The sequence below is a fragment of the Aquabacterium sp. genome, from assembly GCF_014378415.1.
In the GTDB taxonomy this organism is placed as follows: domain Bacteria; phylum Pseudomonadota; class Gammaproteobacteria; order Burkholderiales; family Burkholderiaceae_C; genus Aquabacterium.
In genome coordinates this window covers 1-3,458 of the sequence record NZ_JACMNS010000139.1, presented here as the reverse complement: position 1 = coordinate 3,458, position 3,458 = coordinate 1, and the positions used below count along the sequence as shown (strand labels likewise).

4 protein-coding genes are annotated in these 3,458 nt (G+C 61.3%); all 4 read left to right on the top strand.

Features of this window, described 5'->3' with window-relative positions; genetic code table 11:
• Positions 1-1,114: RNA polymerase sigma factor RpoD (gene rpoD / locus H7225_RS12770; protein WP_290662387.1), on the top strand; the 1,114-nt coding region annotated here is incomplete at its 5' end.
• 96 nt (positions 1,115-1,210) lie between these two features.
• Complete coding sequence (locus tag H7225_RS12765; protein WP_290662385.1) at positions 1,211-2,035, top strand: lipase family protein; 825 nt, start codon at positions 1,211-1,213, stop codon at positions 2,033-2,035.
• A gap of 62 nt (positions 2,036-2,097) precedes the next feature.
• A complete protein-coding gene (locus tag H7225_RS12760) occupies positions 2,098-3,036 on the top strand; it encodes an adenylate/guanylate cyclase domain-containing protein (protein WP_290662383.1) in 939 nt (312 codons plus the stop codon).
• Between the two features lie 66 nt (positions 3,037-3,102).
• The coding region (locus H7225_RS12755; protein WP_290662381.1) for a GAF domain-containing protein at positions 3,103-3,458 on the top strand (356 nt) is incomplete at its 3' end.

Genomic DNA, 3,458 nt, shown 5'->3' with positions numbered 1-3,458 from the left:
TTACAACAAGGCGCAAGAAGGCATCAGCCAGGGTTTGATGACCGTGCGCTTCACGGTCAAGACCATTGAGCGCCTGTGCGACTTGCTTCGCTCGCAGGTTGATGACGTGCGCCGCTACGAGCGCGAACTGCGCAAGATCGTGGTGGACAAATGCGGCCTGCCGCAAGAGCACTTCATCAAGTCCTTCCCGCCCAACATCCTGAACCTGAAGTGGGCTGAAAAGGAAATCGCGACCGGCAAGCATTACGCCGCCGTGATGCAGCGCAACCTGCCCGCCATTCAAGAGTTGCAGCAAAAGCTGATCGACCTGCAGTCGAAGGCCGTCGTGCCGATTGATGATCTGAAAACGATCAACAAGCGCATGAACGAGGGCGAAAAGGCCTCGCGCGATGCCAAGAAGGAAATGATCGAGGCCAACTTGCGCCTGGTGATTTCGATCGCCAAGAAATACACCAACCGTGGCTTGCAGTTCCTGGACCTGATCCAGGAAGGCAACATCGGTTTGATGAAGGCGGTGGACAAGTTCGAATACCGCCGCGGCTACAAGTTCTCGACCTATGCGACGTGGTGGATCCGTCAGGCCATCACCCGCTCGATCGCCGACCAGGCCCGCACCATCCGCATCCCGGTTCACATGATCGAAACGATCAACAAGATGAACCGCATCTCGCGCCAGCATTTGCAAGAGATCGGGTTCGAGCCCGCTGCGCCCACGCTGGCCGCCAAGATGGAAATGCCGGAGGACAAGGTCCGCAAGATCATGAAGATCGCCAAAGAGCCGATCTCCATGGAAACGCCGATCGGCGACGACGACGACAGCCACTTGGGCGACTTCATCGAGGACACCAATAACACCGCTCCGATCGAGGCTGCCATGCAGGCCGGTTTGCGCGATGTCGTCAAGGACATCCTCGACAGCCTGACGCCACGTGAAGCCAAGGTGCTGCGCATGCGTTTCGGCATCGAAATGTCCACGGACCACACGCTGGAAGAAGTCGGCAAGCAGTTCGACGTCACCCGCGAGCGCATCCGCCAGATCGAAGCCAAGGCCATCCGCAAGCTGAAGCACCCTAGCCGGTCCGACAAACTGCGCACGTACCTCGACAACCTCTGATCAGCTTGAGCATCAAGCAAACCCAGTGACAGAATGCCCGGCACCGCCCGGGCATTTTTCATGGCGCTCTGGCCAATTCAAAAAAGACTTCCACTGATGACGACCTGGCAAGACGTGCTGTGCCCCGGCGACGCGACTGATTTTTTCACACGTGTGGCGCTGCCCGCCTTCGACCCCACGACCCGCGCCTATCTGGAAGGCAACGCCCTTTGGCTGGTGGAACTGAGCCGCCTGGTCTACCGCCATGACATCGAGGAAAGCAGTGCCCCGCCCTTGCCCACCCGGCGCAGTTTCCTGGACAAGGTGGGCCTGCAACAGCGGCGCTTCTTCTTGTGCTCAGAAACCGACACCCAGGCCATGCTGGTGACCTCGGGCTCGCCACCGAGGTTTGCCGTGCTGGTGTTTCGCGGCACAGACACTGTGCGCGACAGCATCACCGATGCCACCTTGGGCTTGCAGTTTTTAAGGCGCCGCCGACCGGGCCTGCACCGAGGCTTTAGGCGCGCGCTCGACTCCATCTGGTCCGAGATCGAGCCCGAACTGGCGACCTTGAATTGCCCGATTTTTTACACCGGCCACAGCCTGGGCGCAGCACTGGCCACCCTGGCCGCCGCCCGGCGCGCGCCCTTGGCGGTCTACAACTTCGGAGCCCCCCGTGTTGGCAACCTGGCTTTTGCCCAGTCAATGCGGCACGTGCCCATCTACCGCGTGGTGGACGACATCGACCTCGTGTCCATGGTGCCGCCCGCCTTCATGGGGTTCAGCCACGTGGGCCAAGAGGTGCGGCTGAGCGCCCCTGGCAGCCCCAGCACCCTCGTCAATCCGTTGGCCTGGTGCACCACACCGCCGGCTTTGCTGGCGGATCACGCGCCAGTCAACTACATTGATCGGATGCGGAGTGCAAGGCATGCTGTCGAATAGGCCTCAAAAACCGTGTGATTCTTCACGCCAATGCCTGACCACCTGAGCCAACATACCGAGCTATGGGAACCACCAAGGAATGTGCCGTCATGTTCGCCGATCTGCGCGGCAGCACAGCCCTGTATCTGCGCCTTGGCAACAAGGAAGCGGCCACGGTGGTCACACACAGCCTGGCGATGCTGGGGCAAATTGTGGCCAAGGGTGGCGGCCGGGTAGTCAAGACCCTGGGCGATGGCCTGATGGCCGTGTTCGACGACGCCGAGCGCTCCGTTGAAGCCGCCGCCAACGCCCAAGACTCCCTCGAACGCCTGGCCCCTTTGCCCAGAGACGGTCTGCCCAGTAAAGCCACCGCCTTGAAGATGAAAGTGGCCCTGGCCTGGGGCGAAATCGTGGAAGTGGACAGCGACTGCTTTGGCGATGCCGTCAACGTGGCCGCCCGCTTGATCGACCTGGCCGGCGACAACGAAACACTGGCCACCGGCCCCCTGATCCGCGAATTGCCTTCAGACCAGCAGGAGCGCTTTCGCAGCATCGACCGCCTTCACCTGCGCGGCCGCAAAGAGCCCGTGGCCGTGCTGCGCATGGAAAGCCGCAAGTTCGGCGACACCGAATCGACCATGATGATGGGCGCCGAGAGCACCGACATGCCCGATGGCGTGCGCCTGACCTGGCTGGGGACCGAACGCATTTTCTCGACCGCCAGCATGCCCCTGACCCTGGGCCGTAGCCCGCAGGCCTCGTTTTGCGTCAGCGATGCACGCGTGTCGCGCTCGCATGTGCGCATTGAATCGCACAGCGGGCACATCTACCTGAGCGACATGAGCTACAACGGTACGCACGTCAAGTTCGACCACGACGACCAGATTCTGACGCTGCGCCGTGGCACCTGTACCTTGCACGGCAGCGGCGTGATCTGCATGGGGTCGCCCCCCACCGATGCCACCGCCACCCAAATTCATTTCGAAGTGTTGAGCTTTTCTGACACTTTGCCTCAGTGCTGACGCTTAGACACATCTGAGCACGCATGGGGTAGAGTGATTCATTGCAGTCCCACCCCTGACGACCGCATGACGCTCAATGCAGTTCCACCCGATGAGTCCGCGCGCCTAGCGCTGTTAAGCGCCAGCAAGCTGCTGGACTCCGAGGTCGACCCCGCGTTCGACGCTTTGGTGCGCCTGCTGGGCGCCCAGATGAACTGCCCTGTGGCCATGATCAACCTGATCGACAGCCACCGTTTGTGGGCCATGGCCCGCATCGGGATTGAACAACGCCAGTTTTCACTGCTGGACGCCTTTTGCGCCGCCACCATCTGCCAAGGTGATGTGGTGGTCATCCCTGATGCCCAGGACGACCCACGATTCAAGCACAACGCCTGGGTCACAGGCCCCCCTCACGCACGCTTCTATGCGGGTGTGCCTTTATG